Genomic DNA, 21,434 nt, shown 5'->3' with positions numbered 1-21,434 from the left:
GGTGGGGCGCGGGGCGGCGCGTGGAGGTCGCGGTGCTGGAGTTCGGCCTCGGCGGCGAGTACGAGGCAACGTGCGGGGGCGACCCGGTCGGGACGGCCGTGACGAACGTCTCCTTGGAACACACCGCGGTCCGCGGGGACACGGTCGCCGAGATCGCCCGCACCAAGGCGCGGATCGCCCGCCCCGACGCCCCCTTCGTGACCGCCTGCGACGGCGAGGCGCTCGACGTGGTCCGCGAGGTCGCGAGCGAGGCCGGCGCGCCGGTGACGCGGGTGACCGGCGACGGCGATACGGACGAGCGGGAGTCGGCCGAAGGACCGCCCGCGTTCGCGGCGACCTACGCGGGCCGCGTCAGCGCCACCAACGCCGAGATATCGCTCGCCGGCGAGCGCGAGGGGACCTACCGGATCCCCCTCGTCGGCGCTCATCAGGCGGCGAACGCGGCGGTCGCCGTCGCGCTCGCGGACCGGACGGCGGGGGCGCTGGAGGCCGACCTCGCGGACCGAGCCGTGCGCGACGGCCTCGCGCGGGCGACGTGGCCGGGGCGGTTCGAGGTGCTGGAGACGGCGCCGCTCACGGTGCTGGACGGCGCCCACAACCCCGCTGCCGCCCGCACGCTCGCGGCGACGCTCGACGAGTACGACTACGACGACCTCCACCTCGTGTACGGCGCCATGCACGACAAGGACCACGCCGAGACCGCCGCGGCGCTCCCCGACGCGGCGTCGGCGGTCACCTGCCGGCCCGCGCTCGACCGCGCCGAGGACCCCGACGTGCTCGCGGTCGCGCTCCGCTCGGCGGGGATCGACCGCGTGACGGCGGGCGACGACGTGGCGGACGCGCTCGCGACCGCGGTCGACCGGGCCGACCCCGACGACTGCGTGCTGCTCGTCGGCTCGCTGTTCGCGGTCGCCGAGGCCCGGGCGGCGCGGATGCGAACGGTCCGCGAGCGGACGGTCCGCGGCGTCGACGGCGCGGCCCACGCGCTCGACACGGCCGGCGTTCAACCAGACGGGATCGCGGCGCACCGGGACGGCGTCGACCACCGCACCCTCACGCTCCGGCTACGAGGCGATCGGGCCGAGCGCGTCGCGGCCGCGGCGCGGATCGTCGGCGGCGACGCGGCGCTCGGGGGGCTCGGCGCGAACGAGGACCGGGGGGCCGGCGGCGAGTACGTCCCCGTCACCGTCGCGGGAACGGTCGCCGAGCTCCGCGCGCTCGTCGACCGCCTCGCCGCGGGCGACGGCGGCGGGCTCGGGGGTGTGGCGGCCGACCTCGCCGCGGCCGCTGGGATCGATGCGCCGGACGGCGGTCGGAGCTCCGAGGGCGACGAGTCCGCCCCGGAGTTCCCGTGGAGCGACCGGACCGCCGTGATGGGCGTGCTCAACGTCACGCCGGACTCCTTCCACGACGGGGGGCGCCACGCCGACCTCGACGACGCGGTCGCGGGCGTCGAGCGGATGGTCGACGCCGGGGTCGACATCGTCGACGTCGGCGGCGAGTCGACCCGTCCGGGCGCGGACCCGGTCCCGGCCGACGAGGAGATCGAGCGCGTCGTCCCGACGATCGAGGCGATCCAGTCGGTGCCCGCGGTCGGGTCCGGGGACGTGCTCGTCTCGGTCGACACGCGCAAGCCGGCGGTCGCCCGGGCGGCGCTGGAGGCGGGCGCGGACATCATCAACGACGTGACGGGGCTGGAGGACCCGGCGATGCGGTCGGTCGTCGCCGACGCCGACTGCCCGGTGATCGTGATGCACAGCCTCGACGCGCCGGTCGACCCGGACGCCGACCCCGAGTACGACGACGTGGTCGGCGAGGTCGTCGACGCGCTGCGCGAGCGCCTCGCGCTGGCCGACACGGCGGGCATCGACCGCGACCGCGTCATCGTCGACCCCGGGATCGGCTTCGGGAAGTCGCCCGCGGAGGACTTCGAGCTGCTCGCGCGCTGCGGCGAGTTCGCGGCGCTCGGCTGCCCGGTCCTCGTCGGCCACTCCCACAAGTCGCTGTACGGCGCGGTCGGGCGCGACGCCGACGACCGCGAGCACGCGACGGTCGCCGGCACCGCGCTCGCGGCCGACCGCGGCGCCGACATCGTCCGGGTCCACGACGTGGCCGAGAACCGCGCGGCGGTCGACGTCGCCGCGGCGGCGAACGGCGCGCTCCGCGACGGGGAGGACCCGGAGTGACTCGGCATCGGCGCCCGCTCGGCCCGGGAGCGGCCCCGCGCCGCGCCGACGGCAGCGTTTTGCCTCGCGATCCCCTCGCGCCGGTATGACCCGGCGCCTGCTGCTCGGCTGTAGCGCGGTCGGGAACGCGCTCGTCGAGCGCGCCCGCGAGGAGCGCGGCGACCGCGACGACCTGGTGGCGATCACGGACGACACCGGCTGGGTGTCGACGCTGCGCGACCGCAACGTCGCCACCGTCGAGGCCGACCCCTCCGACCCCGCGACGTATCCGGACTCGGCCGCGGTCGTGCTGGTCGCGAGCGACGACCCCGCGCGCAACGTCGCCGCCGCGCGCGCCGCTCGGGACAGGTACCCGGACGCGATGATCGTCGCGCACCTCGGTACGGCGCCGACCGAGGAGCAGCGGGCGGCGGTCGAGGCGGTCGCCGACCGCGTGGTCGACCCCGTCGAGGCGGTCGTCGATCGGGTCTCCGAGGCGATCGGACTCGCCGACGGTCGCGGCGCCTCCCCCGGGGCGGCCCTCTCGCGCGCCAATGCCGACGACGGCGAGAAGCCGGCCCGGCTGCTCGCGACGCTCCGGGGGTTCTCGGGGCCCCTGTTGGTCGTCGCGCACGACAACCCCGACCCGGACGCCATCGCCAGCGCGCTCGGGCTGGCGCGGATCGCGGAGTCGATCGGCGTCGACGCCGACGCCTGCTACGGCGGCGACATCTCCCATCAGGAGAACCGCGCGCTGGTGAACCTCCTCGACATCGGGCTCCGGTCGTTCGACGGGGTGGACCTCGACGAGTACGGCGGCGTCGCCTTGGTCGACCACTCCCGCGCCGGGATCAACGACAGCCTCCCCGAGGGCCACCCGGTCGACGTGGTCGTCGACCACCACCCGCCGCGGGGGCCGGTCGCGGGATCGTTCGTCGACATCCGGCCCGACGTCGGTGCGACGAGCACGCTCATCGCCGAGTACCTCTCGCGGTACGGGATCGCGCCGGACCGGGAACTCGCCACGTCGCTGCTGTACGGCATCCGGATCGACACGAAGGACTTCACCCGCGCGACCGCGACCGACGACTTCGAGGCGGCCGCCGCGCTGCTCGCGCACGCCGACGAGTCGACGCTCGAACGCGTCGAGAGCCCGAGCGTGAGCCCGGAGACGCTCCGCGTCCTCGCGGCCGCCATCGAGAACCGCGACGTGCGCGGGTCGGTCGCGGCCTCCTGCGTCGGCGAGATAACCGACCGCGACGCGCTCGCGCAGGCGGCCGATCGGCTTCTCGACCTGGAGGACGTGACAGTGACGTTCGTCTACGGCTACACCGACGGCGTGATCTACGGCTCTGCCCGCGCCCGCGGCGCCGAGGTCGACGCCGGCGAGTTGCTGCGCGACGCGCTCGATCCCGCGGGGTCGGCCGGGGGCCACGCCTCGATGGCTGGCGCGCAGGTCCCGCTCGGCATCCTCTCCGCGGTCGACGAGTCGGAGTCGCTGCCCGAGGTCGTCGAGGAGTTCGTCGCCGGGCGCTTCTTCGAGGCCCTCGACGACGCGCCGGCGCAGCCGACCGGGCTTCCGCCGGAGTTCCCGACGGACTGAGGCGCCGTCGTGCGAACCGGTCCCGAGGCGGCGTAAGACACTCATCACCGGGCGCCGAGATAGCGCCTGTTCCCGCCATGTCCGACGGCCTCTACGACGAGCGCCCGCGGCTGTACGACGCGATCCAGTCGGAGTGGGACTACGACCGCGACGCCGGCTTCGTGTTCGACGCGCTCGCCGACCGCGGCGTCGACCCCGAGCGTCTGCTGGAGGTCGGCTGCGGAACCGGCGAGCACACGCGCCGGTTCGCGGCCCGCGGAGTCGACGTGACCGCGATCGACGTCCACGAGGGGATGCTCGCGGTCGCGCGGGAGAAGTGCCCCGCCGACGCCGTCTCGATCTACCGGACCGGGCTCCCGGAGCCGGACCTGCGCGACACCGAACCGTTCGACGCCGCTGTCGCCATCCGCGGCGTCGTGAACCACCTCGGGCCCGGCGACCTCGACCCCGCGCTCGCCGCGCTCCGGTACCGACTCCGGCCCGGCGGCGTCCTCGTCTTCGATAATTCCCCGCTGCCGTCCGACGGGAACTCCCCGGGTCTCGACGTTGGCCACGACGCAAATGGGGAACTCTGGTACGTCCGCGTCGCGCACCACGTCGCGACCGACGACGGCCGGCTCGACTGGCGCGCGGTGACGTTCACCCCCGACGGCGACCCGTTCACCGACCGGCGCCGGATGACGCCGTTCGCCGACGAGCGGATCGGCGACGCGCTCGCAGATGCCGGGTTCGACGACGTTGACGTGTCCTCGGGGTACGGCCCCGGCGACGACCGGAGCGTGTTCGTCGCGGTGCGGTGAGCGGGTCCGCGGCAGTTCGTCGAGCGGGTCCGCAGCAGTTCGCCGAGCGGGTCGGTGGCGGTCCGGCGGGCAAGTCCGCGGCAGCATCGGCGGGGCGGTCGTGCGGGAATCGCGCAACGGTCGCAACGTACATACGACGCGGCGGCCAACTGTAGGTAATGACCGACGACATCGTCGAACACCGCCGACTCATCATCGCCGGCACCGGTATCTCGGGTCTCTCCGCGGCCATATACGCCGCGCGCTCGAACAACGACCCGCTGCTCGTCGAGGGCGACGAGCCGGGCGGCCAGCTCACGCTGACGACCGACGTGGAGAACTACCCCGGCTTCCCCGAGGGGATCTCCGGGCCGGGGCTGATCAACGACATGAAAGAGCAGGCGCAGAAGTTCGGCGCCGAGACCCGAAACGGCGTCATCGAGGACGTCTCGAAGGAGCCCGCGGGCCACTTCCACGTCGCGCTCACCGACGGCGACGTGTACACCGCCGACGCCGTCATCGCGGCGTCGGGCGCCAGCGCGCGGACGCTCGGCGTCCCCGGCGAGGAGGAGCTGATGGGTTACGGCCTCTCCACCTGCGCGACCTGCGACGGCGCGTTCTTCCGCGACGAGGACATGCTCGTCGTCGGCGGCGGCGACGCCGCGATGGAGGAGGCGAACTTCCTGACGAAGTTCGCGGACACGGTGTACATCGCGCACCGCCGCGAGGAGTTCCGCGCCGAGGACGTGTGGATCGAGCGCACGATGGACGCCGTCGAAGACGGCGAGATCGAGCTCCTCCTCAACACCGAGCTCACCGAGATCCACGGCACCCCCGAGGACGGCATCGACCGCGTGACCCTCGTCGAACACCCCGACGGCCACCCGAAAGGGAAGCTCGACGACCCCGCGACCGCCGACGCGGTCGACGAGTACGACTTCGACGTGGGGGCCGTCTTCTACGCCATCGGTCACACGCCGAACACCGACTTCCTCGAAGGCACCGGTATCGAGACCGACGACGACGGCTACCTGCTCACCGAGGGCGGCCGCGGCGGCGGCCAGACCCGGACCGGCGTCGAGGGGCTCTTCGGCGCGGGCGACGTGGTCGACTTCCACTACCAGCAGGCGGCCACCGCCGGCGGGATGGGCGTGAAGGCCGCGCTCGACGCCGACGAGTACCTCTCCGAGCGCGAGCGCGCCGGCGAGCTATACGAAGGCGAGCTCGACGCCGCGGCCGCGGACGACTGAAGCGCGGTCCGTCGGTTCCGACGCGTTCGATTCGCCGTCTCGACGGCTCCGTCCACACCCGTGACGCGATCGGTGACGCAAACCCCTCTTTGAGTTATACGCGGTACTATTTCCGCCTCTCCCGTCGTTGGAAACGTGATGAACAGACGCGGTCTGGTCGTCGCCGCCGCTGCGCTCGCGTTGTTCGTGACCGGTAGTGCCGTCGCCCTCGCCGGCCCCGTGTCGGGAGGGCCCGGCGACCTCCTCGGCGGGGCGAGCGGTCCGCCGGCGCTGCTCCACTTCGATACCGACGAGGTCCGCTGTCCCGACGACTTCTCGGCGAACAGCTCGACGTCGGTGGTCGCCAGCGCCGAGAACACGGAGATCACGTACTCCAGAAACGTCTCGCTGCCGGGACCCTCGCACGCGATCGGCGGCCCGACGTTCGAGCGGGTGAACGAGTCCGCCTACGTGCTCGACGTTCCGACCGAGGAGACGGACGCGGCGCCGCGGTCGTGTTCCGGCGTCGTCCGCTACAACGGCACGGTGCGGATTCCCGCGGGCGACGACCCGTGGACCCTGATCGTGAAACAGGACGGCGAGACGGTCACGACGCTGCGCGGCGACTCGGACTCCTCGCTCCTCGGCGGGTCGACGAGCGTGAGCGGCAGCGTTTCGGCTCCCGATTCTGGGAGCAACTCGACGGACTCGTCGGAGTGAATCGGGCGAGCTATCGTAGCCGAACTCCCAGTTGCTCGCTTATGAACAACTGACAATCGACCGGCGGTGGCCGCCTCCAAAGCCCCAGCCGAGAGGCGGGCGCACGCTCGCTGTGTCCCTCAGTCGCTCGCGCTGCTCGCTCCTTTCGGTGCTTGCGTGGCCTGTGCCCGTCTCTCGGCTGCCCATTTGAATCCCACCCCGCACAGCAACCGCACCTCACACCTCCCCAGCCTCGTCAGTCGCCCTCCGCGTTGCTCCGGGCGACTGACTCCCTCGCGCGCGCTCCTCGCGCCCTCCGGGCGCTCGGAGGCACGCGCCACCGTAGTTCTATTTGTAAATGGTCGCCATCGCCGACCGATTCAGGACAGAATCTCCACGTCGTACCCCTCCGCTTCGAGTGCGTCGACGATGTCGGCGGCGTGTTCGGCGTCGTCGGTCTCTAATTCGAGTTCGAGTTCGGCGGCGTTGACGGCCACGTCCCGCGAGGTTCGGTCGTGGTGGACCGCGTACACGTTCGCGCCGGTGCGCGCGACGATGCTGGAGACGCGCTCCAGTTCGCCGGGTCGGTCCTTCAGGTCGATCGTGATCTTGAGGTACCGGCCCATCTGGACGAGCCCGCGCCGGACCACGGTGCCGAGGCGGTTGAGGTCGATGTTACCGCCGCAGAGCGCGGCGACGACCGTCTCGCCGTCGTCGTACTCGAACGCCTCCGAGAGGACGGCGGCGAGCGCGACCGCGCCCGCGCCCTCCACGAGCGTCTTCGCGCGCTCCAAGAGCAGCGTGAGGGCCAAGGCGATCTCGCGGTCGTCGACGGTGACGACCTCGTCGACGTACTCGGCCATGACCTCAAGGGTCTCCTCGCCGACCGACCGCGTCGCGATCCCGTCGGCGATCGTGTCGACGCTGTCGATCTCCGTGACCTCGCCCGCCTCGAGCGACTTCGCGGCCGACGCCGCACCCTCCGCCTGGACCCCCACGACGCGCACGTCCGGCAGCTGCTCTTTGATCGCCACCGCGACGCCCGAGATCAGGCCGCCGCCGCCGATCGGGACGACGACCGTGTCGAGGTCGGGGCAGTCGTCGACGATCTCCAAGCCGAGGGTCCCCTGTCCGGCCATCACCACGGGGTCGTCGAACGCGTGGACGTAGGTCCGGTCCTCCTCGCGCTCCAGCCGGTGCGCGTACGCCTGCGCTTCGTCGTAGTCGACGCCCTCCAGGCGAACGCTCGCGCCGTACCCGCGGGTGGCCTTCACCTTCGAGACGGGCGCGAACTTCGGCATCACGACGGTGGCGTCGACGCCAGCGCGGCTCGCCGCCAGCGCGACGCCCTGCGCGTGGTTCCCGGCGCTCGCGGTGACGACGCCGGCCTCGCGCTCCGCCTCCGAGAGCGTCTGTATCCGGTTCATCGCGCCGCGAATCTTGAACGCGCCGGTCCGCTGGAAGTTCTCCAGTTTCAGGTGGAGGTCCGCGCCGCTCATCTCGGAGAACGAGCGCGACCGCTCAAGCGGCGTGTGGCGGGCGACGCCCGAGACCCGCTCGCGCGCCTCGCGGATGTGGGCAAGACTGAGCATGCCACCCCGTCGCCGCGCCGCCCGCTAATCGGTTCCGGTCGGGGGCGACCGTCCACGGGACGGTCGACGGCACCCGCCGCGGTCGCCGTGTGCCGACTGCCTGCCGCCGGGCGGCCCGGCACGTCGAGCCGACGGCTCGCGGTCGGTGAAAGGGGGAATGCACGCGTGTGACGTGCGAGTGAAACGATGCGACGGAAATACAAAAAGGTGGGGCTACCAGAGCGAAAGTGAAACCGCACGACAGCGGCGCCGTCATCCGCCCGTCAGACGGTATCTCGGGGGGTCAGTCGCACCCGCACGTCGCGGGCGTCGAGGACGGAGCGCACTCGGTTGGGGAACGGGCCGGATCCGGGCCACGTCGCGTCCGCGTCGAGGCGTTCGGGGTCGCCGACGTACACCGCGGCGGCGTCGGGGTAGTCGGCCGGCGCGTCGAGCGGGACGGTCTCGCGGACGTACAGTCCGCCCCCGACGTCCTCGTAGGCGTCGAGCGCGTCGACGGCCTCCGTCCGGAGGAGTCGGCCCCCCGTCTCGCCGCCCGGCGCGAGCGTCGGGTACCGCCCCTCCACGAGCCGGAGGCCGTCGAGCGTCGCGGAGCCGACGAAGACGAACGAGTCGACGACCTCGGCGACCCGCTCCGGTTCGGTCAGCGTCCCGTACACGAAGACGTCCATGGGTGCCGTGGGTCGCTCGCGGCTTTCAACGTTCGGACGGCTCCCCGCGGCGTCTCTCTCGCCGCGCTGCGGCCGGCCTCCCGACGAATCCACAACCGTTTTACTCGCTTCCGCGGTCGGATTCGTAATGTCTACGCTGCGCGGCCACCGCGCCGTCTCCCTGATCGGAGCCGGCCTCCTCGTCGCCGCCGCGGTCCACCACGGCGCCGAGATCGGCGCCATCGGGAGCTCCGCCGGGCCGCTGCTGGCGTTCGCGCTCGACGGCGGGATCGCGGTCGCGGTCCTCGTCGCCGGCCGCCGGATCGCTCGCCGGGACCTCTCGCCCGGCGAGGAGCAGCGCGTCGCGCGGTGGACCGCCACCGGAACCGTCCTCGCCGTCGCCGCCTTCGCCGCGACGCTCGCCGTGCGCGCCTTCGAGGGCCGTCCGCTCGTCGAGCCGGCCTTCCCGATGCTCGTCGCCGCCGGCGTCGGGAGCCTCGGCGGCGCGATCGCGGGGTACTACGCGGTCCGGCAGTCGGCGGAGGCGCGCCGGGCGCGGGACGCGGTCCGGGCCGTCTCCTTCGTCAACCACCTCCTGCGGCACGACCTCCGAAACGACCTCTCGACGATCCGCGGCTACGCCGACCTGCTCGACGACCCCGACGGCTCCGGTCACGCCGAGACCGTTGCGGCGAAGGCGAGCGAGGGGCTCGAACGCATCGAGGCGACGAGCGCGGTCGCGGACGCGATCCTCGGCGACGCGGACTCCAGCCGCGTCGATCTCGCGGACACGACCCGAGACGTGCTGGCGGGGGTCGCCGACGGGGAATCGGCGGCGATCGAGACCGACCTCCCGGACGCGGCCCCCGTCGCCGCCAACGACGGCGTGCGGTCGATCGTCCATAACCTCGTCGAGAACGCGGTCGAACACGGCGGTCCGGGCGTCACCGTCCGCGTCGCCGTCCGCGCCGACGGCGACGAGGCGGCGCGCCTCGGGGGCGACGACGGGGTCGCGCTGGTCGTCGAGGACGACGGTCCGGGGCTTCCCCCGGAGGTACGGGACGGGTCGTTCCTGACCGACGAGGCGGTCGGCGGGGCGAGCGACGGCGGCGTCAGCGGCCTGCGGCTGGTCGCGACGCTCGCGGAGGCGTACGACGGGTCCCTCGACACCGGCGAGTCGTCGCTCGGGGGAGCGCGGTTCACGGTGACGCTCCCGCACGCACCGGCCGACTCGGCCGGCTCCGATACGTAGAAACCGCGGGCGCTCGTCGGGACCGACGCATGGACCTCCCGCGGCTGCGGCGCGTCTGGAAGCGCGTGTTCTCGCTCGCGTGGCCCGTGATGGCCGAGCAGACGTTCCGCACCGCGATGCGGACGACCGACATCCTGGTCACCGCGCTGTTCTCCCCGGCCGCCGTCGTCGCGATCGGCCTCGCCGACCTGTACGCCCGGTTCCCGCTGCGGATCGGGCTCGGCCTCGGCGGCGGCGCCATCGCGCTCTCCTCGCAGGACACCGGCGCGGGCGCCGCTGAGAACCGCGACGAGGCGGTGACGCAGGCGATCGTACTCGGCGCGCTCGCCGGGATTCCGTTCGTCCTCTTCGGGGTCCTCTTCGGCGAGCTCGCGATCGACGTGTTCGGCCGTCTGGTCGGCGAGGGGACCTCGCCCGTGGTCGTCGACCTCGGGTCGACGTACCTCGCGATCGTGTTCGCGACCGCCCCCGCGCGCCACGTCGCCCTCGTCGGCGCCCGCGCGCTCCAGGGAACCGGCGACACCCGCACGCCGATGTACGTCAACATCGCCGCCAACTCCGTCAACATCGCCGGTTCCGTCGTCCTCGGTCTCGGCCTGTTCGGCTTCCCGCGGCTGGAGGTGTTCGGCGTCGGTCTCGCGACCGCGACCGCGAACGTACTCACCGCCGGGCTGCTCTGTTTCGCCATCTGGGGGTCGTGGACCGACGCCGACTTCGCGTGGCCGCGCGACCTCACCATCGCGAAGCAGCTCCTCGTGGTGAGCGCCCCGCGCGTGCTGGAGGGGTTCGGCTCGGAGATCGCCGAGTTCCCGTTCAACGCGCTCCTCCTCGGCTTCGGCGAGTCGGTCAACGCCGGCTTCCAGATCGGTCGCCGGGTCTACCAGCAGGTGACCGGCCCGCTCTCGCGCGGCTACAACGTCGCGGCGTCGGTCCTCGTCGGCCAGGCGCTCGGCGAGGGCGACCCGGCGGGCGCGCGGTTCGACGGCTGGGCCGTCGCCGGGCTCGGCGTGCTCACGGTCGGAACGATCGGGCTCGGGCTCGTGATCGGCGCGCCGCGGATCGTGCCGATCTTCACCGACGACGCGGCGACGGTCGCGTCCGCGGTCGACTTCGCGCGGGTGTACGGGCTCGCCGGCGCGGCCCTCGCCTGCTTCTCCGCGCTCTCCGGGTCGCTCCAGGGCGCGAGCGAGACCCGGATCCCGCTCGTCGCGCGCGTCTCGGCGATGTTCGGCCTCTTCCTCGGGCTCTCGTGGCTGCTCGGACGCACCGTCGGGCTCGGCCCCACGGGCGCGTACGTCGGCGTGTCCGCGGCCTACGCGTGGATGGCGCTCGTCGTCGTCGCCGGCTTCCGCTACTCGGGTTGGGCGACCCGCGCCGCGGACATGATGGACGCGCGCGGGTCCGGCCCGGACGCTGACCCCGACCCGCAATCGGGCGCCGAATCGGACCCCGCGCCGGGCGAAAAATCGTCGTAGCCGCCGCGGTCGCCTCCAAACCCGCTCTTACGGCTCGCCGCCGAGCGACTCCTGCTCCGACCCCGCGTCGCCCCTGAGCCGGCGGCGGCGCTTGTCGTAGGCGGCCTCCAGTTTCGCGTTCGTCGCCCGCGAGACGAGGTAACAGTCGGCGTCGCCGTCGTCGCGGGGGTGCGCGCTCGCGACCCAGACGTGGCCGTCGCCGGCCGACAGGTCGTCCGCCCAGCGCTCGGCGGCCGCGCGGCTCTCGAAGGTGTGGCTGGGACCGTCCTCGAAGACGAGCCGTCCCACCTTCGCGTTCCGCTTGCGGGCCGAGGGTTTGATCGCGACGACGACGCTCACACCCGACGATCGACCGCCCTCGGATAAAAACCTCGTCAGACGCCGGCGCGCTCAGTCGTCGGCGACGGCGCTCGGGTCGGCGTCCGCCGCGTCCGCCTCCGCCGCGAGCAGCCGGTCGAGCCCGTCGACCATCCCGACGACGCTCGCGCGGGTGATGTCCGCGTCCGACGCCGAGACGCTCACGGAGCGGTCGCCCCGCGAGAGGTCGACCTCGACCGTGACGACCGCGTCGGTGCCGCCCGTGATCGCGTCGACGTGGTAGGAGTCGAGCTCGAAGGCGACGCCGTCGGCCGCTCCCTCCCCGTCGGACTCGTCGCCCTCCTCGCCCGAAAGCGCCGTGCGGACCGCCTCCAGCCCGGCGTCGACGGGTCCGGCGCCGGTGCCGGAGGCGACGCGCTCGTCGTCGCCGACGCGGAGCCGCACCGAGGCGGTCGGGAGGTTGCCCCCGGAGGTCGCCGAGAGGTCGACGAGCTCCACGTGGCGCTCTCGCTCGCGGCCCCGCACGTCGTCGGCGATCGCGAGCAGGTCGGCGTCGGTGACGCGCTTGCCGCGCTCGCCGAGCTCCTTGACGCGGGCGACGACCTCGCGCAGCTCGCCGTCGTCGACCGCCACGTCGTGCTCGGCGAGCGCCGCCTTCACCCCCGCGCGCCCGGCGTGCTTCCCGAGGACGAGCCGGCGCTCCCGGCCGACGGTCTCGGGCGGGTACGGCTCGTACATCGTCCCGTCCTTCAACGTGCCGTCCGTGTGGATCCCCGACTCGTGGGCGAAGGCGTTCGCGCCGCAGACGGCCTTGTTCGGGGGGAGCGCGACGCCGGTCGCCTCTGAAACGGCCCGGCAGAGCCGATAGAGCCGAGATAGCTCGACCGTGTCGACGTCGTACGACTCCCCGAGCGCGATGGCGACCTCCTCGAGCGCGACGTTGCCGGCGCGCTCGCCGACCCCGAGGACGGTGCCGTGGACGGTGTCGGCGCCGGCCTTCAGCCCCGCGTGGACGTTCGTCAGTCCGAACCCGAGGTCGTCGTGGGTGTGGAGGCTCGTCGGGCCGAGGTCGGCGAGCCGCGAGACGACGCGGGCGGTCCGTTCGGGGTCGGCCGCGCCGACCGTGTCGCAGTAGCAGATCCGGTCCGCGCCGGCGTCGAGCCCGGCGCCGAGCAGGCGTTCGAGGTAGTCGAGGTCGGCGCGCGAGCCGTCCTCGCCGAGGACCTCGACCCACAGACCGTGATCCGTCGCGTACTCGACGAGTTCGACGGTCGTCTCGACGACCTCGTCGCGGGTCGACCCCACCTTCGTCTCGACGTGCTTGTCGGAGGCGGGGACGACGAGGTTCACCCCGTCGACGCCGCAGTCGAGCGCGTGGTCCACGTCGGCCCGCACCCCGCGGGCGAAGCTCGTCACGGTCGCGTCGACTCCCTCGTCGGCGACGCGGCTGATCGCCTCGCGCTCGCCCGCCGAGGTACACGCCGAGCCGGCCTCGATCAGGTGGACGCCCGCGGCGTCGAGCTCGCGGGCCACGTCGACCTTCTCGCCGGGGGTCATCGAGACGCCCGGCATCTGTTCGCCGTCGCGCAGGGTGGTGTCGAGTAGCTGTACCTCGTCGAGGTTGGTGAGTGGTGTTCGGGTCAAAAGGGAGTCCGTCGGCTCTGCGGTGGTCTCGGGGTCGGTGCCGCCGCGGGGCGGTCGTGCCCCGGAGTCGTTATCGTCGGAGAATTTCGCGGCCAGCCGCCGCGAGGCGACTTCCTCTATCCTCCGAACGATCGCGAGTGTCTCGCGTCATTCGTACCCGTGCGAACAATGTACACACGTATAAACTGCCGGGTCGCGTCAGGTTTGGCCGAGCGATCCTCGCCGCGACCCGGGGTATCGCCGAGGGATCCTCGGCGCGGGTCGGCGAGAGCGTCACACGCCGGCGGTTTCACACGCGGCCGGCGACAGGATTACGACCCGCCCCCGAGAGCGACGCCCATGGAGCGAGCCGCGATCGACGACGTCGACGTCGTCACGAACCCGATGGGCGTTCACGACATCCGAAAGCCGGTCTCGCGCGCGCTCGGCGCCGACCACGTCGCGATGAACTACTTCGAGCTCGCGCCCGGCGACGCCTTTTCCGGCGGCCTCCACACTCACGGCGATCAGGAGGAGATATTCTACGTGCGCTCGGGCACCGCCACGTTCGAGGCCGGGCGTGAGCGCGAGCGCGTCGAGGTCGGCCCCGACGAGGCGATCCGCTTCGCGCCCGGCGAGTTCCAGTCGGGCTTCGTCCCCGAGGACGCCGACGAGGAGGTGATCGCGTGGGCGATCGGCGCGCCGGGCGCGCGCCACAACTGGGACCGGATCGAGTCGATCGTCGAGTGCCGTGACTGCGGCGAAGAACGGGTCCACGACACCGAACTCACCGACGAGGGCCGGTTCCGGTTCACCTCTACCGAGTGCGGCACGTCGTTTTCGCCGTGAGGATCGTTTGCGGCGCTCGGTGACCACCGCCCGCGCCGCCTCAGCCCAGCAGCGACCGGAGCGACCGCCGCCGCGTGCCGCACTCGGCGGCGTAGTCGCAGGTCGAACAGCGGCCGTCGTCGACGCGCGGCGGGGGCCCGTCGATCGACCGCGCCGCGCGGAGCGCCTCGCGGTACGCTGCCTTCTTCCGGACCGTGAGCCGGACCTCGCGGACGACCCCGACGGCCGGGTACTCGACCAGCGCGCGCGGTAGCTCGCGCTCTCGCTCCCACGCCAGCGCCTTCGCGATCCCGACCGCACGGACCGCCTGCGGCTCCCACACGCCGTTCTCCGGCGGCTCGCCCGACGAGACCAGCGTCGGAATCGGCGGGGGAGACTGTTCCGTCTCGTCCGGGTCCTCCGCCCCTCCGCTCGGTTCCAGCACCTTGTGAACGGTGCCGTGGCAGTCCTTGCCCGAGAGGAACCCGCGCTCGCTCGCGGGGTCGACGAGGGGGCCGTACTCCTCGCGCTCTCGGTGCCGGTCCAGATTCCGGCGGTAGGCCGCGGGCGATCGGTGAAGCGGAAGCTGCCGGAGCGCCCGATCGGGCGCGTCGACGAGTTCGTCGTACCGGAACGCCAGTCCGATGCGCTCGCGCGCCTTCGGGGGGACGCTTCGCTCGTCGTCGCGCCGAACGTAGTAGAGTTGGCGGGGACAGTACGCCGCGCGGGCCAAGTCGCTGAACGGGACGAGGGTCACGCGAGCTGCTGGCCGCGGCTTCGCTTATAAATGAACGACGGCGCGTGCCTCCGAGCGCCCACCGGGCGCGAGGAGCACGCGCGAGGGAGTCGCTGGCCCCGGAGCGAAGCGGAGGGTGCCAGCGACGAGGCTGGGGAGGTGTGAGGCTGCGGTGCTGTGCGGGGCGGGACTCAAAGGGGCAGCCGCGAGGACGAAGCACGGCGACGCAAGGACCGCAAGGAAGGAGCGCCAGCGACTGACTGAGGACCGCAGCGAGCCGCGCGAGTCCTCGCGGCTGGGGCTTTGGAGGTGTTCGTTACGGATCCGTCAGCATCCATTTACAAACGAGCGGCTGGGGCTTTGGAGGTGTTCGCCGCCGCTCAGTCGTCGACTATCTATAAAGACACGTCCGTCTCGATGTCTTCGGTCGCCTCGCGGAGGCCGTCCTCGCGGGCGTCGCTCGCGAGCGATCCCTCGATATCGGCGTCGGTAAGGAGGTCGCGGAACGCGTCGCGGAAGCGGTCGTTCGCCCGCGTGGAGGCGATGTCGGTGCGCGCGACGGCGGCGTACCGGGCGACCGTGTCCGGCGCGGCGTCCAGTTCCTCGGCGCACTCGACGATCGAGTTCCCGGCGGCGGTGAGCCGCTTCAGGTCGGCGTACGCGAACGGCGGGTCGGCGCCGTCGTCGGTCCCGACCTTACGGTCCGACTCGCGGACGAGGTGGAGGTCGAGACGCGCCTTCCGGACGGTCTCGGCGTCGATATCGTCCGGATCGACCTCGGCGTCGCCGTCCTCGCGATCGCCGGGTTCGTCGCGGATCGCCGCCGCGACCGCCGCGTCGCTCTCGTCTGCGAACCGGCCGCGGGCGACCAGCGCGTAGGCGGCGTCGTCGAGCGGCGTCGAGAAGCCGTACCGCTCCCGCATCGCGGCGACGAGGTCGCGGACCCCCTCGCTGGCGTCGTCGCGATTGACGAGGGTCCCCCGCTCCGCCTCCTGGCGTTCGGTGACCGTCTCCGAGCCGGTGGCGTCGACGAACAGGTCGCGGAGTTCGGCGGTCTTCTCGTCCATGGGAGCGGTCCTACGCGGGCACGGCTGAAAAGCCTCGTGTCGGCGCGGCGCCCACACCGGTATCGCTCCGGCCTCACACCAATCCACCCACGGTGAACACCACGTAACAGCACGCCACCAGCGCGCCCGAGTGGAGCAGCGCGGCGTACCGCCCTCGCGCGGCGGTCCCGGCGAACCACCCGGACGCCAGCACGGTCGCCTGCGTGACGACGTACAGTCGGAACCGCTCCAACTCGGGGTATACCCCCTCCGGCTCCGTCACGGCCTCGGACGCGGCCGCGAACTCCGCGAGCCGCGCGGCGTCGACGACCTGCGTGTTGACGACCGCGACGACGCCGGCGACGAGGACCGCCGCGGCCCAGCCGACGGCGATGTACGGCTGCATCGACGAGCGGAGCGCGCGCTGCTCGCTGTACAGCCGCCCGACCTCGATGCGGAGCGTCTCGAAGACGGCGTCGGCGTCGCTGCCGGCGTTCAACGCCCCCGTGACGAGCCCGAGCGTCCGCGCGGCGAGCGGCGTGTCGACGCGGTCGACGAACCGCTCGATGGCGGCCCCGCGGAGGTCGACCGCGGTCGGCTCCTCCGGTGAGCCGGCTCCGGGCTCCGAACGGGCCGAGTCGGCGGGCGCGGTCGTCGACCGCAGCGCGAACGCCAGGTCGGCCACGTCGTCGTCGAGGACGCCGAGGTCGGCGTCGCGCGCGACCGCCGCCACCGCGGCCTCGAGGGGGCGCCCCTGCGCGACGTGGCCCGAGACGGCGTGGACGAAGTCGGCGAGTTCGCGGTCCTTCGCGTCGTCGATCCGCGTGCGGCGCGCCGCGACGAGCCCGACGGGCACCGCGAAGGCGGCGTAGCCGACGAGGGCGACGTTGACCAGCGTGTAGCCCGCGACCGCGAGCCAGAGCGCGAGGGCGACCGCCGGCCCCGCGGCGACGACGGCCGTGCTCGCGGGGTTGCGCCCGGCGGTCGCGAGGACCGCCCGCGGGCTCGCCGGCGCCTCGTAGCTCGCCCGCTGGCTCGGCGGGCGGAGCGTGCCCACCGCGACCGCCGCCGCGAGGCCGAACGCGACGAGGAACGCGACCGCGCCGTAGAGGACGACCGCCCGGGTCGGGACCACGCCGACCGGCGTCGAGACCGGCGGGAGCAGCTCGGGGATCACGACCGACAGCGCGGTCGCGCCGATGACGAGAAGCGCCGGCAACACCAACACGGCGACGAACAGCTCCGTGAGCAGTTCGAGGAACCGCCGGGCTCGCTTCCGGGCGCGGTCCTGCCGGTGCGAGAGCATCCGGCGCTCGGTCGCGAGGAACTCGGAGAGCGCCTCGTCGCCGGTGGCAGCGTGTTTCCGGAACTTGAGGAGGAACGGCGCGAGCAGCTCCCGCGACGGGGTGTCCCGCGCCACGCGCCGGAGCCCCTCGTCGAGGCTCCCCGCGAGCCGGGCGGCGTTGAGCGCCTTCCGGAACGAGGTCGCGGTGCCGCCGTACGCGTCGCCGTCGGCCGCCTTCCGGAGCATGGCCCGCGGCTCGTCGCTCCCCGAGGAGAGCAGTTCGAGGTAGCGCACCGCCCCCGGGAGGGTGCGCTCGATGTCCGTCCGCCGCGTCGCGACCACCCACCGCAGGTGGAGTCCGGCCACCGCGACCGTCGCGCGCTTGGCGAGGAGCGCGACACCGGTAGCGACGAGCAGCGCGGCCCGGTCCGTGCGGAGCGGGCCGACCGAGTCCGGCGTCGGGGCCGGCGTCGCCGTCGACCCTGCTGCGAGCAACGCCGCGCCGAACCGCGCCTCGACCGCGGCCGCGACCGCGGGCGCCGCGCCCGCCGCGACGACCAGCGCGGGCAGGAAAGCGGCGGCCGCGACGATCCACGAGAGCCCGTACGCCCCCGAGAGGTACGTCTCGAACCCGGTGTCGAGCGCGGTGCCGCGGTACCGCTTCCGGTCGGCGTCGTGCCGCCGGTCGCTCGCGTGGCGCGCGAACAGCGCGTAGCAGACCCGGCCGACGACCGCGAACCGCCCGCCCGCCGCGACGGGGTCGTCCGCGCCCGTCTCGCCTGTCGCGTCTACACTCGCCGCGTCCGCTCGGTCCGCGTGCGCCGCGTCCGACTGGCCCGCGGACGTCCCGACCGCGCTCGCGCTGTTCGCCTCGGAGCCGACCGTTTCGGTCGCGCGACGCCGGCTCACGGCCGCCTCCGTGCCGCTGACTCGTCTCGGCTCTCGCCCCCGTCGTCGCGGTCCATCATCCGCGCGGCGCGCTCGACGGTCGCGGCCTCGTCGGTACGCAGGTCGGCGAGGAACTCGAACAGTTCGTCCGGGTCGTCGACGCCGTCTCGCACGAGGAACTCCACGTACCGACGCTTCGACGCGAACTCGGCGGCGACTGCCTCGCGGTCACGGTCGGTCCGGCTTGCGATCCGGTCGAAGGCGCGGAACAGCGGGTCGCTGTCCCGACCGCCGCCCGGAGCTTCGCCCGCCGCGGTCGCGCTCGACGCCGCCCCGTCCGCGTCGCCGCCCGGCGCGCCGGGGAACCGGAACGTCCCGTCGCCGTCGCGCCACGCGACCGTGTTGTACCGGACGGACTCCCCGCCCGCCTCGACGACGCCCGCACCGCCGCGCTTCGGGTCGCCGGTCGGGCTCCGCGTCGCCTCCGGGCCGAGGCCGTCGTACGCGGCCTCGGAGAGCGGCTCGATCGCCCGCGAGACGTACCGCTCGCCGTCGACCCGCCGCGGGAAGACGACGAGGTCGACCTCCCGCAGCAGGCGCGCGGGCAGGTCGCGCTCGCGCAGGCGGTTCGCCAGCGCCTCGACGTCCTCCGCGTGCGTCGTCCCGATCACGCCGTGGCCGGTGTTCAGGCTCTCCGCGAAGGTCTCGAAGCTCTCCGGGGTGTTGATCTCGGCGATGATCTCGACGTCCGGGTTGAGGTAGAACTAATATATTGTGTATTAACAGCGCAAACACTATACCGTAGGGTCGAATCGGTGGAGAGGTAATGGCCGAGAAGACCACCGTCGCCTTTCGAATTGATGAGTCGGTTAAATCCGATTGGGAAGATGCTGCGGAAAATCCAGAGTACAACAGTCTCAGCCACCTGATTAGGTTGGCAGTACAACGAGAGATTGCGGAGACGGAGTCGGCTCCACGCACCGCACAAGCCGACACAAACACCGAGGATAACGCCGAGGTACTGGAATCACTCAATCGGCTTGAGAAGGTCACGGAGAACATACAAGAGGAGGTAGAGGCTGTTGCCAGAGAGGAAGAGGCAGAGCGAAACTACGATCTTGAGCAGGTTCTACTTGAACTTCTCCCCACTACTCCGGGGGACTACGCTCCCGGTGGTCGGGACTACCCTGATCCCCAAGAAGTCGGACAAACACCCCGGGATATAGCGGGGAGAATAGGCGCAGACACATCTGATGTTGAGGATGTCCTCGAAAACTTAGAGAGTAGGGTCGGACAAGTGCGTCAGAGCGTTGGGTACTACTGGAGGGTCGAATCATGAACACAGAATCACTTATCAACGCCTTCGAAAGCCGTCAGTCCATGAAAAAGGCCGAAAGTACAGCCGAAACATACGCTCGCACAGCCGAAAAATGGGCGGAGTGGTTAGCGAATCCCGGGGAGAAAGAATACGACGACAACCGTCAAGATCGTCCCTCCAAGGGCGTCTTTCAGGCGACAACTGGTGACTTGCGAATCTTTCTCCGAACCCAGTTACAGAGTGGTCTTTCCGGTGGAACTGTTCGAAACCGTAGGTGGGCTATCTCTGCCTTCTACAACGAACTTGATGAGATGGCTGATGAAGACTACTCGATCCCCGATTTCGAAAACCCATCTGATGACCTTGACCTATCTGATTGGCAGGATCTGAAGAATATCGGGAGAAAGAAAGAGGAACTGAAAGAAGATATTACGTATCTCTCCCCTGAACAGGTGGCCGCTCTGGCTGAAAATGCTCCCTCTCCTACTTGGCGAAATGAACTCATAATTCGGATGCTCTACCAGACCGGATTACGCCGTGGAGAGCTTGCTGACATACAGCTAAGCGATATTGACAGAGATCAACGTGAAATTAGCATTCACGCAGAGAAGACACACCTGAACCGCAGGGTGTACTACCAGCCTACATTAGACACCTTCCTGAATCGCTGGATCGACGTTGAACGCAAGTCGTTGGCAACAGCTGGCAGTGAGTACCTGCTTCCGACGTACAAGACGGAGAAGATATCTCCGAAACAGGTCAATCGGACTGTTCGCAAAGCCGCCGACAACGCAGGGCTTCAGGAGGATGTCTACGATAATGCCGAAGGAAAGACACAGGTTAAGATCACGGCCCACGTTCTCAGGCACAGTTTCGCCATGAACTGCCTCAAGAACGAGATGGACAGCAAATTCATTCAGGAGCTAATGGGTCATGCGAAAATCGAGACGACCGAGCAGTATCTTCGGGCGATGCCTGCCGACGTTCGAGATGCTTACCGAACTCGTGGCCCGCCGACTGCGTAATTTCACTCCCTACTCCTAACGGTTAGCGAATCGAGATACCACTTCAACGGACTTCTTTCGGAGGTCGGCACTACGCACAGCGATGCCGACAAGACTCAGGATACCGAACCAAGAAGGCCACCAATACCGACGAGAATAGCACCTATCCAATTTAACGAAATACCTCCTAAAGTGCCGCTCAAAGGTTGAATTATAACCAGAATAGCGATCACTATTCCAGCAACTGCCAATGGCTGAGCTACATCGATATCCGCCATCTAAAACAGTCCCCCACCACCAAACAGCCCTCCATCATTACCACCACGGTTAGGATCGCTTCCCATGTTTTCACGTCGCTTGATTATGAACGCAAATTCGGTCATGTCCATCATCCCCCTATTACGGCTGTTGAACTTATTTTCAAGCTCTCTCCATCCATCCATATCCTCGATCCCACAGGCACAAGCGATGACATAATCGTAATTGTCCGCGTAGTCCTCCAGTTGTCCGCGTAGCTTCTTTTTTTGTGAGTTCGAGAAGTTGCGCTTCAACTCGATCCCGATCTCATCATCTACTACCACATCCCCATACGATGTCCCCCGTTCCGTACTGACAACGTGGCCACCTCCACCACCACCCATCCCAAGGCCCAGCCCCCCGGACTGTTCGTTAAGAGCTTCATCGAGATAGTCCTGAAGTTCAGACTGGTATTTATTTTCGTGTCCGTACTCTTCGGATGGAATCCACTTCTCAACGAGATTAAGCACGTTTCCCGATAACGGATTACCGATACCCATGTCCTGTAGATGAAAATACACGTCGAAAAATCTTTCTCTGGTGTTCACATTTATCGGTGATATCTCACTCTCTATCCTATCCCCTGTAGTCCCCTTTTTACCTTCCCCACCCACCTCCACGTTCCGGGACTCTCCGCACCGCCCGTC

Annotated in this window: 18 protein-coding genes and 1 pseudogene; 10 read left to right on the top strand and 9 right to left on the bottom strand. The window is 70.7% G+C overall.

What is annotated here, in order from left to right; translation table 11 throughout:
- The 5 genes from folP to B9G38_RS07145 all read left to right on the top strand — a co-directional run.
- Positions 1-2,186: dihydropteroate synthase (gene folP / locus B9G38_RS07165; RefSeq protein WP_086219948.1), on the top strand; the 2,186-nt coding region annotated here is incomplete at its 5' end.
- A gap of 85 nt (positions 2,187-2,271) precedes the next feature.
- Positions 2,272-3,768 (top strand): bifunctional oligoribonuclease/PAP phosphatase NrnA, encoded by a 1,497-nt coding sequence (locus B9G38_RS07160; RefSeq protein ID WP_086219947.1) that lies wholly within the window; start codon positions 2,272-2,274, stop codon positions 3,766-3,768.
- Between the two features lie 77 nt (positions 3,769-3,845).
- Positions 3,846-4,568 carry a bifunctional 2-polyprenyl-6-hydroxyphenol methylase/3-demethylubiquinol 3-O-methyltransferase UbiG gene (locus B9G38_RS07155; RefSeq protein ID WP_086219946.1) on the top strand — a complete coding sequence of 241 codons (723 nt, stop codon included), beginning with the start codon at positions 3,846-3,848 and terminating at the stop codon, positions 4,566-4,568.
- A gap of 158 nt (positions 4,569-4,726) precedes the next feature.
- Positions 4,727-5,797 carry an NAD(P)/FAD-dependent oxidoreductase gene (locus tag B9G38_RS07150; RefSeq protein WP_086219945.1) on the top strand — a complete coding sequence of 357 codons (1,071 nt, stop codon included), beginning with the start codon at positions 4,727-4,729 and terminating at the stop codon, positions 5,795-5,797.
- Between the two features lie 138 nt (positions 5,798-5,935).
- Entirely contained in the window at positions 5,936-6,496 is a 561-nt protein-coding gene (locus tag B9G38_RS07145) for a hypothetical protein (protein ID WP_086219944.1), read from the top strand.
- Positions 6,497-6,855: 359 nt separating this feature from the next.
- Here the strand turns inward: B9G38_RS07145 and ilvA are convergent, their stop codons facing one another.
- Positions 6,856-8,067, bottom strand: a complete 1,212-nt coding sequence (gene ilvA / locus B9G38_RS07140) for a threonine ammonia-lyase (RefSeq protein ID WP_086219943.1) — start codon at positions 8,065-8,067, stop codon at positions 6,856-6,858.
- Between the two features lie 263 nt (positions 8,068-8,330).
- Positions 8,331-8,738, bottom strand: a complete 408-nt coding sequence (locus tag B9G38_RS07135; RefSeq protein ID WP_049931846.1) for a gamma-glutamylcyclotransferase family protein — start codon at positions 8,736-8,738, stop codon at positions 8,331-8,333.
- 127 nt (positions 8,739-8,865) lie between these two features.
- Between B9G38_RS07135 and B9G38_RS07130 the strand changes: the two genes are divergently transcribed.
- Together B9G38_RS07130 and B9G38_RS07125 are read left to right on the top strand one after the other, a co-directional pair.
- On the top strand, positions 8,866-9,969 hold the full coding sequence (locus B9G38_RS07130) for an ATP-binding protein (RefSeq protein ID WP_158093600.1): 1,104 nt from the start codon (positions 8,866-8,868) through the stop codon (positions 9,967-9,969).
- 29 nt (positions 9,970-9,998) lie between these two features.
- A complete protein-coding gene (locus B9G38_RS07125; protein ID WP_086219942.1) occupies positions 9,999-11,444 on the top strand; it encodes an MATE family efflux transporter in 1,446 nt (481 codons plus the stop codon).
- A 27-nt stretch (positions 11,445-11,471) separates the two neighbouring features.
- Here the strand turns inward: B9G38_RS07125 and B9G38_RS07120 are convergent, their stop codons facing one another.
- Positions 11,472-11,783: a hypothetical protein gene (locus tag B9G38_RS07120; RefSeq protein WP_049931849.1), complete on the bottom strand. Its 312-nt coding sequence runs from the start codon at positions 11,781-11,783 to the stop codon at positions 11,472-11,474.
- Between the two features lie 51 nt (positions 11,784-11,834).
- Positions 11,835-13,406: an alpha-isopropylmalate synthase regulatory domain-containing protein gene (locus tag B9G38_RS07115; RefSeq protein WP_143415385.1), complete on the bottom strand. Its 1,572-nt coding sequence runs from the start codon at positions 13,404-13,406 to the stop codon at positions 11,835-11,837.
- A 339-nt stretch (positions 13,407-13,745) separates the two neighbouring features.
- Between B9G38_RS07115 and B9G38_RS07110 the strand changes: the two genes are divergently transcribed.
- Positions 13,746-14,234 (top strand): cupin domain-containing protein, encoded by a 489-nt coding sequence (locus tag B9G38_RS07110; protein ID WP_086219940.1) that lies wholly within the window; start codon positions 13,746-13,748, stop codon positions 14,232-14,234.
- A 40-nt stretch (positions 14,235-14,274) separates the two neighbouring features.
- Here the strand turns inward: B9G38_RS07110 and B9G38_RS07105 are convergent, their stop codons facing one another.
- The 4 genes and pseudogenes from B9G38_RS07105 to B9G38_RS07090 all read right to left on the bottom strand — a co-directional run.
- Complete coding sequence (locus B9G38_RS07105; RefSeq protein ID WP_086219939.1) at positions 14,275-14,970, bottom strand: hypothetical protein; 696 nt, start codon at positions 14,968-14,970, stop codon at positions 14,275-14,277.
- 374 nt (positions 14,971-15,344) lie between these two features.
- Positions 15,345-16,016, bottom strand: a complete 672-nt coding sequence (locus B9G38_RS07100; protein ID WP_086215776.1) for a hypothetical protein — start codon at positions 16,014-16,016, stop codon at positions 15,345-15,347.
- Between the two features lie 73 nt (positions 16,017-16,089).
- Positions 16,090-18,189 carry a type II secretion system F family protein gene (locus tag B9G38_RS07095; protein WP_086219938.1) on the bottom strand — a complete coding sequence of 700 codons (2,100 nt, stop codon included), beginning with the start codon at positions 18,187-18,189 and terminating at the stop codon, positions 16,090-16,092.
- A pseudogene (locus B9G38_RS07090) lies at positions 18,186-18,929 on the bottom strand (ATPase, T2SS/T4P/T4SS family); the annotation flags it as partial. The gene B9G38_RS07095 and the pseudogene B9G38_RS07090, both read right to left, overlap by 4 nt.
- Before the next feature lie 65 nt (positions 18,930-18,994).
- On the opposite strand from B9G38_RS07090, the gene B9G38_RS07085 reads away from it, so the two are divergent.
- Both B9G38_RS07085 and B9G38_RS07080 read left to right on the top strand, forming a co-directional pair.
- Positions 18,995-19,507 (top strand): hypothetical protein, encoded by a 513-nt coding sequence (locus B9G38_RS07085; RefSeq protein WP_086219937.1) that lies wholly within the window; start codon positions 18,995-18,997, stop codon positions 19,505-19,507.
- Positions 19,504-20,511 carry a site-specific integrase gene (locus B9G38_RS07080; protein WP_086219936.1) on the top strand — a complete coding sequence of 336 codons (1,008 nt, stop codon included), beginning with the start codon at positions 19,504-19,506 and terminating at the stop codon, positions 20,509-20,511. Before B9G38_RS07085 ends, B9G38_RS07080 begins: the two co-directional genes overlap by 4 nt.
- Before the next feature lie 257 nt (positions 20,512-20,768).
- Here the strand turns inward: B9G38_RS07080 and B9G38_RS17775 are convergent.
- Positions 20,769-21,434, bottom strand: a 666-nt coding sequence (locus tag B9G38_RS17775) for a hypothetical protein (protein ID WP_233127169.1), incomplete at its 5' end; no start/stop codon positions are given.

The sequence above is a fragment of the Halorubrum sp. SD612 genome (assembly GCF_002135005.1).
This window is presented reverse-complemented; position numbering and strand designations above follow the sequence as displayed.

What these genes read in the sequence shown, in the direction of transcription:
- B9G38_RS07160 (WP_086219947.1), top strand. Translation starts at nt 2,272, where the DNA reads ATGACCCGGCGCCTGCTGCTCGGCTGTAGCGCGGTCGGGAACGCGCTC.
- B9G38_RS07155 (WP_086219946.1), top strand. Translation starts at nt 3,846, where the DNA reads ATGTCCGACGGCCTCTACGACGAGCGCCCGCGGCTGTACGACGCGATC.
- B9G38_RS07150 (WP_086219945.1), top strand. Translation starts at nt 4,727, where the DNA reads ATGACCGACGACATCGTCGAACACCGCCGACTCATCATCGCCGGCACC.
- B9G38_RS07145 (WP_086219944.1), top strand. Translation starts at nt 5,936, where the DNA reads ATGAACAGACGCGGTCTGGTCGTCGCCGCCGCTGCGCTCGCGTTGTTC.
- ilvA (WP_086219943.1), bottom strand. Translation starts at nt 8,067, where the DNA reads ATGCTCAGTCTTGCCCACATCCGCGAGGCGCGCGAGCGGGTCTCGGGC.
- B9G38_RS07135 (WP_049931846.1), bottom strand. Translation starts at nt 8,738, where the DNA reads ATGGACGTCTTCGTGTACGGGACGCTGACCGAACCGGAGCGGGTCGCC.
- B9G38_RS07130 (WP_158093600.1), top strand. Translation starts at nt 8,866, where the DNA reads ATGTCTACGCTGCGCGGCCACCGCGCCGTCTCCCTGATCGGAGCCGGC.
- B9G38_RS07125 (WP_086219942.1), top strand. Translation starts at nt 9,999, where the DNA reads ATGGACCTCCCGCGGCTGCGGCGCGTCTGGAAGCGCGTGTTCTCGCTC.
- B9G38_RS07110 (WP_086219940.1), top strand. Translation starts at nt 13,746, where the DNA reads ATGGAGCGAGCCGCGATCGACGACGTCGACGTCGTCACGAACCCGATG.
- B9G38_RS07100 (WP_086215776.1), bottom strand. Translation starts at nt 16,016, where the DNA reads ATGGACGAGAAGACCGCCGAACTCCGCGACCTGTTCGTCGACGCCACC.
- B9G38_RS07085 (WP_086219937.1), top strand. Translation starts at nt 18,995, where the DNA reads ATGGCCGAGAAGACCACCGTCGCCTTTCGAATTGATGAGTCGGTTAAA.
- B9G38_RS07080 (WP_086219936.1), top strand. Translation starts at nt 19,504, where the DNA reads ATGAACACAGAATCACTTATCAACGCCTTCGAAAGCCGTCAGTCCATG.